Origin of the sequence: Cryobacterium sp. Y50 (assembly GCF_002929805.1) — a bacterium.
GTDB lineage: Bacteria > Actinomycetota > Actinomycetes > Actinomycetales > Microbacteriaceae > Cryobacterium.
The window spans coordinates 1-6,889 of record NZ_PJJM01000036.1 but is presented as its reverse complement, the minus strand read 5'-3'; the positions used below and the strand labels follow the sequence as shown (position 1 = coordinate 6,889).

Sequence of the window (6,889 nt, the reverse complement as noted above, 5' to 3'; positions counted from 1 at the left end):
GCTGAGGTCTTGGTCGTTGGTGGATACGCGTGCATAGCCGATAAGCATCCCGGTCATGCTGGAGTGTACCGTTTATCCCCCGCGAGCCGTACGAGCACATCATCGCCTGCGGAATCAAGGATGCCGGGGTGACGACCATGTCGCGCGTTCTCGGTCGCACGGTGCACACATCCGAACTGATCGACCCCATCAAGGCACACTTCATGAATGAAATGACGGTGGCCGCATGAGCGCTGTCCCAGCGGACCGGAAGCTGCTCCGCCTTGAAATCCGCAATGCCGAAACGCCTATTGATCGAAAGCCTGCGTGGATCAAGACCGTCGCCAGGATGGGCCCCGAATACCGCAAGCTACAAAACCTGGTGAAGAGCGAAAACCTGCACACTGTCTGCCAGGAGGCCGGCTGCCCCAACATTTTCGAGTGCTGGGAAGATCGGGAAGCAACCTTCCTGATCGGCGGTTCGCAATGCACCAGACGCTGCGATTTCTGCCAGATCGACACAGGCAAACCCGCACAATACGACACAGATGAACCGAGGCGCGTCGCGGAATCCGTCGTGAAGATGAATCTGCGCTACTCCACGATCACGGGCGTTGCCCGAGATGACTTGCCAGACGAGGGATCATGGCTGCACGCCGGAACGGTCAGGCAAATCCATCAGCAGAGTCCCGGCACCGGCGTCGAGATTCTCGCCACCGATTTCTCCGGCAAACCCGACCTTCTCGGCGAGGTCTTCTCCTCCAAGCCCGAGGTCTTCGCGCACAATGTCGAAACCGTTCCGAGACTTTTCAAGCGCATCAGGCCAGCATTTCGCTATGAGCGTTCCTTGGATGTTTTGACCCAGGCGCGCGCCGCGGGGCTCATCACGAAGTCGAATCTCATTCTCGGCATGGGAGAAGAACGGTCGGAGATTACACAGGCCTTGCAGGACTTGCATGACGCAGGCACCGACATCATGACGATCACACAATACCTCCGGCCGACCCCGCGGCATCTGCCTGTCGATCGCTGGGTGAATCCGGAGGAGTTCATCGAGCTGAAAGCGGAGGCCGAGGAGATCGGATTCCTCGGGGTGCTGGCCGGCCCGCTCGTCCGATCATCGTATCGGGCAGGCAGGCTCTGGGCACAGTCCATGCAGGCCAAGGGGCGAGAGGTCCCCGAACACCTCAGACCACTGGCGGATGCTTCGCTCGGCTTCACGCAGGCCGTCTAGATTACTTGGGAGCCAGAAGTCGGGCGTTTGTACCGAGTTTTCGTTGACGTTTGGGCTAAAAGAGCGCAGGCTCGTTATGGATCACAATTGGCTCCAACCCTTGATGCATAAGGCATCCGCGTCGTATAAGGCGACACTGCCCGGCCTCTTGAGGTCGGGCACTCAGCGCAACGAGAGTGTCCTGATTGACAGGGTCGTGAGCCGGCCGGGTAGTGATCGGCACGGCGGGTGGACTGCACCCAGAAACAATTGGATCCATCACGCTAAGGCCGTGAGTGAACGGGTGCAGTCGACCACGCACCCCGGCGGTCAGAGGCTTGCTTCACTAGATTACTTAAAGCGGTTATGTAGGTCATGAGGATGATGCAGTTGCTGCGGTACTGGCCGAGCTGGAGGATTTCGTGGTCGGGTGTTTGCGTCGCCGCCCAAGACCCCACCCGACCGGTAGCCCGACGTTGAGAACGTGACGAAACGACAGCACGCATCCGGTCCGGACGATGTCCGTTGTCCTGGGAGGGTAGGCCCCGGCGCCACGAGTGGCCTACCCTAGTATCAGTGGCATGCCCCGAAGGCCAATTCATACCGACGGATGTCGGCGGGCACCGCTATCGAGTAAGGGAGCTTACCGTGGCATACAACGTCGCACAGAAACTCATCGCAACGCACCTGGTCTCCGGGGAGATGGTGCCGGGGACCGAAATTAGCCTGCACATCGACCAGACCCTCACCCAGGATGCGACCGGTACCCTGGTAATGCTGGAGTTGGAGGCGTTAGGACTGGATCGCGCTCGCACGGAGGTTTCCGTGCAGTACGTCGACCACAACCTATTGCAGGCCGACAGCAAGAACGCGGAGGACCATGACTTTCTCCGCTCCGCCTGCCAACGGTTCGGCCTGTGGTTTTCGAAGGCCGGCAACGGGGTGTCACACCCCACGCACATGCAACGCTTCGGTATCCCCGGCAAGACGATGGTCGGCTCCGACAGCCACACCCCAGCGGCCGGCTCGCTCGGGATGCTGGCCATCGGCGTCGGCGGCACCGAGGTAGCCCTGGCCATAGCCGGCGAGCCCTTGTACATCAGGATGCCCGAAATCTGGGGAGTGAAACTCACCGGACAACTGCCGCCGTGGACCAGCGCCAAAGACATCATCCTCGAGATGCTGCGCCGGCACGGCGTCAAGGGCGGCGTCAATCGGATCGTCGAGTACTACGGCCCTGGCCTCGCAACTCTGACCGCGATGGATCGACACGTGATCGCCAATATGGGCGCCGAACTGGGCGCGACCACCACCGTTTTCCCGGCCGATGATCAAGTGCGGACCTTCCTGCGCGCCGAACAACGCGAGCAGGATTTCACCGAACTGCTCGCGGACGAAGATGCAGCCTACGACGTGACCGAGGAGATTGACCTGGCTTCGATCGTACCGTTGATCGCGCTTCCCAGCTCGCCCGGCAACGTCGTGCCGGTACGCGAAGTGGCGGGGCGCCCAGTGGAACAGGTCGTGATCGGGTCCTCCGCGAATCCCGGCCTGCGCGACTTCGCGATCGTTGCCGCGATCACGAAGGGACGCCAGTCTTTCCCCGGCCTGTCCCTCGACGTCAATCCCAGCTCCCGGCAGATTCTGCAGGATCTAACCCTCATGGGGGCCACCCTGGATCTGATCGGAACGGGCGCCCGGCTGCATCAGTCCGGCTGCATGGGCTGCATCGGCATGGGCCAAGCCCCGGCCAATGGCAGCATCAGCCTGCGCACGATGCCGCGCAACTTTCCCGGTCGCTCAGGCACCCAAGAAGACTCGGTTTACCTGTGCTCGCCGGAGACGGGAGCCGCCGCCGCGCTGACGGGACAGATCACCGACCCGCGGGACCTGCCCGAGCTCTTCGGCTTGGAATATCCCCAGATCGCACTTCCGACGGTGTCGAGCGTGAACCTGACGATGCTCGAGAAGCCCTTACCGCCGGAGAAATCCATAGGGGTGCATCTAGTCAAGGGCGAGAACATCTCCTCGCTGCCGGTCTTCGGACCACTCGCCGAGCACATCGAGGCACCCGTCGCCCTGATCGTGGGCGATGACATCTCGACCGATGAAATCCTGCCGGCCGGTGCGCGCGTGCTCCCTTTCCGCAGCAACGTCCCCAAGCTCGCCGAGTTCACCTTCGACCAAGTCGACCCGACCTACCCGACTCGCGCCGCTCTCACCCGCGACACGACCGGCCACATGATCGTCGCGGGCGCCAATTATGGGCAGGGTTCCTCTAGAGAGCACGCCGCGATCACCCCGCGCTTCCTCGGACTGCGGGTGGTGCTGGCAGTCTCGTTCGCACGCATCCACTGGCAGAACCTCGCCAACTTCGGCGCGCTGGCGCTCCAGTTCGCGGATCCGGCCGATCACGATCGCATCGCGCAGGATGATGTGCTCGTGCTCGACGGGATCCGGGAGGCTCTCTCGAACGGAACGGAGATCCTCGTGCGCAACACAACCCGTGATGAGGTCTACTCTGTCCGCCACGAACTTTCGAACCGGCAGATCGAAATGCTCCTCGTCGGTGGCCTCATCCCCTGGCTGCGCAACCGGAGCGCGCGCGGAGCCGCCACTCCTGTATAAACCAAATAGGCCCGCGCTGTTTCATTTCGCGGCGAAATTTCGTTCTGTGACGCTCACCGTCCCGTCGCACACGTGACGGTGAGCTCCAGACGAGCCACGAAAGCGTGTTCGTCGCCGGTACCACGTAGCCGGCCCTCTCCGGTGAAGCCGATGGACCACCCTTCGCCATTTAAACGACCTTCAGCTCAATCGCGGCACTATGCACTCGGACCGGGCAAAAAACGGAGACCTACCAGTATGAGATGCTCGAGAATCAGTGGTCTCCACGCGCTGGCAGCGTAGCCGACTCCGAACTGAGAACGGGCGCACCGACCGGCCACGCGCGGCAATCACCTCACCGTTGACACGCGCGCAGCGGTAGCGGAGCATGAGGGAAATGAAAGTTGAGACCGACATGCACAAGAAGTCGCTCACCGCACTCGTGCGCCACCATCTCAATCACGCACGGGACGCATCCAGTGGTCGCAGCGCGGAGACCGTGTACGGCGGCCACGCGCACGTCCTCCGGCAAACGCTGATTGCTCTCCGTGCTGGACAACGCCTCAAAGAACACGACAACCTGGCTGAAGCGACCGTGCAGGTCCTCGAGGGGCGGGTCGTCCTCACCGCAGGTGGCGCATCGTGGTCTGGATGGCGCGGGGACCTGATCACGATGCCGCCGGGCCGTAACTCGCTGGAGGCTATCGAGGACGCGGTCATCCTGCTCACCGTAGCCAAGCTCATCGCTCCGGCGGCGTCCTAAGCCGATTGCACTCGGCCGGCCGACGGCAGATAGGACCGTCGACGGGACGGCCCCAGGGACTAAACATCGTGCTCGACGCCCGCACTATCCCACACGCTATCCGGCACGCGGCCGTCATCGGGGCGCTCGACGCCGTTGTGCCGGGATTCGCCCGAAATGTGATCGAACCGCACGACCCCCGCCCAACGGATGCTGGCGGAACTTCAGCAGAGCCAGCCCGACACTTTCGGCGTGAGCTACATCGAACGAAGCCCGAAGTTCTGGCGGGTGCGCTTCAGCCGCGCCTAACCCTCAGCACGATCGCGAGGTGTCCTGATCTCCGCAATGTGGCGACACGGCCCCAGCTACAAATCGTGCAGACCCTGTGAACACGGGCGGATAAACACGTGGTTGCTGAGCAACAAGAGCACGCTCGGGTTCACAGTTGCGTCCTGTCGTTGCCGACCGGCGCCCGAGCGATTAAAGCAGTTAGCATGTTATGGGAGGACAGCGGTGGTCGTCTACGAGCGCGAATCTTCGTAACAGTGCAAACCGTACGTTTCCTTGAACCCAATCTATTTATGGAAAGTGAATCATTCCCCGGTCAAGATCACGCACTACCACCGAGGGAAAGGAAATAGTAATGAGCACAGCCACGATCGACAACAAGCCCATCATCCCCGAAGAAATCAAGTCATTCACCGCCACGATCATTGTGCGCCGGTTCAACCCGGAGGCTGACGAAGAGCCGCACTGGCAGGACTTCGACGTGCAGCTCTACCCCTCTGACCGCCTGCTCGACGCGCTGCACAAGATCAAGTGGGAACAGGATGGCTCGTTGACCTTCCGTCGTTCCTGCGCGCACGGCGTCTGCGGCTCGGATGCCATGCGCATCAACGGCCGTAACCGTCTCGCCTGCAAGACGCTCATGAAGGACCTCGACGTCACGAAGCCCATCTACGTGGAGGCAATCAAGGGCCTGCCGCTGGAGAAGGACCTCATCGTGAACATGGAGCCGTTCTTCGACTCCTTCAAGGAAATACAGCCGTTTATGATGAACAACGTTAAGCCGGAAAAGGGCAAGGAGCGCATTCAGACGGTCGCCCAGCGCGCCCGCTTTGACGACTCCACAAAGTGCATTCTATGTGCCGCCTGCACTACCGCCTGCCCGGTGTTCTGGACCGACGGTCAGTACTTCGGTCCGGCCGCGATCGTTGCAGCACACCGCTTCATCTTCGACTCACGCGACGATGGCGCCCAAGTGCGCCTCGACATTCTCAACGACAAAGAAGGCGTGTGGCGTTGCCGCACGACCTTCAACTGCACGGATGCCTGCCCCCGCGGAATTCAGGTGACCCAAGCCATCGCCGAGGTCAAACAAGCCATCCTGACCGGCAAGGTGTAAGCACAAGTAAACCGGCGGCGCCGCATCGGGTCACGGTGCTGGCGGCTGGTCTAAGACTGAGCGGATTTGTTGATCTGTTCGTCTAGTGTGTGGTGTCCTCGGCGACGCTGTCATCTGCTGCGCGCTTCAGCTCCTCGCGCAGCTCCAGAAAGTAAGAGACTTCCTTCTCAATACTCGCGGCCTCGCGCGGTGAATATCCGGCGGCCTCCAACTCATCCCAGATTTCCGAATAGGCACGGGCATACTCGACTATAGCTGCGTAAAAAGCAGCTCTACGCGGCTCGTTCCGCTCCACGACCTCCTTGTTATCGAGGTTCCTGGCGCAAAAGTAGTTCCGGTAATCAAGTGTGCGTTTAGGCGGGGAAACTGGCTCGCACAGCTCACGAATCGCTTCCGCAGCTGTCTCTAACGTCGAGCGGTTGCCCTTCAATCGATCCTTCACCACGTCAGCCCATCCTTCGCGAAGTCAATCATTCAAACCTACTCCAGCAGGCTGGCTGAGTCGGAGGCCACCCAATGTTCCAGCACGCGCAATGGAACAGACCACTGCGACAGCCGGCCTAGCTCAACAATTGGCCGCCACACCCAGGGTACTCACCGAACAACCCGCAAGAGCTTTAATCAATTCTTCGAAGGACTGAGTCCCAAGCCGGAGCGGGAGCGAAGTATTTACAACCCCGAGTACGAGTGCAGGCCCCTGGAAAACACGTTCACGACGCCGAAGTTGAACATGACGGCGGCGAAACCGATGATTGCCAGCCAGTCCAACCAGAGGTCTAAGTAGTAATGGAACGAAAACATCCGCTAAGGGTGGGGTCGTTCAGTCTTGGCTATCCGGATCGCGCAGCGGCGGGATTAGGCGTTTTGAACGGTGATGGTCCAAGCGGCGTCGCCGACGCGGTCGAAATTGGTGACCGGGTAGCCTTCCTCCGCGGCCCAGCGT

General features: G+C 61.1%; 6 protein-coding genes. 5 read left to right on the top strand and 1 reads right to left on the bottom strand.

The genetic code is table 11. The annotated features are described in order from the left end of the window. Positions 1–226: 226 nt before the first annotated feature. From lipA to CXY73_RS00450, 5 genes are all read left to right on the top strand, one after another. Positions 227–1,213, top strand: coding sequence for a lipoyl synthase (gene lipA, locus CXY73_RS00465; protein WP_104176440.1), 987 nt, complete (start codon positions 227–229; stop codon positions 1,211–1,213). A gap of 627 nt (positions 1,214–1,840) precedes the next feature. Further along, a complete protein-coding gene (locus tag CXY73_RS00460) occupies positions 1,841–3,820 on the top strand; it encodes an aconitate hydratase (protein WP_104176439.1) in 1,980 nt (659 codons plus the stop codon). Positions 3,821–4,196: 376 nt separating this feature from the next. Further along, positions 4,197–4,562: a cupin domain-containing protein gene (locus CXY73_RS00455; RefSeq protein WP_368665843.1), complete on the top strand. Its 366-nt coding sequence runs from the start codon at positions 4,197–4,199 to the stop codon at positions 4,560–4,562. A gap of 68 nt (positions 4,563–4,630) precedes the next feature. After that, entirely contained in the window at positions 4,631–4,930 is a 300-nt protein-coding gene (locus CXY73_RS21280) for a DUF2249 domain-containing protein (protein WP_158253958.1), read from the top strand. A 254-nt stretch (positions 4,931–5,184) separates the two neighbouring features. Then, positions 5,185–5,946 (top strand): succinate dehydrogenase iron-sulfur subunit, encoded by a 762-nt coding sequence (locus CXY73_RS00450; protein ID WP_104176438.1) that lies wholly within the window; start codon positions 5,185–5,187, stop codon positions 5,944–5,946. 82 nt (positions 5,947–6,028) lie between these two features. Here the strand turns inward: CXY73_RS00450 and CXY73_RS00445 are convergent, their stop codons facing one another. Then, positions 6,029–6,391: a hypothetical protein gene (locus CXY73_RS00445; RefSeq protein WP_104176437.1), complete on the bottom strand. Its 363-nt coding sequence runs from the start codon at positions 6,389–6,391 to the stop codon at positions 6,029–6,031. Between the last annotated feature and the right edge of the window lie 498 nt (positions 6,392–6,889).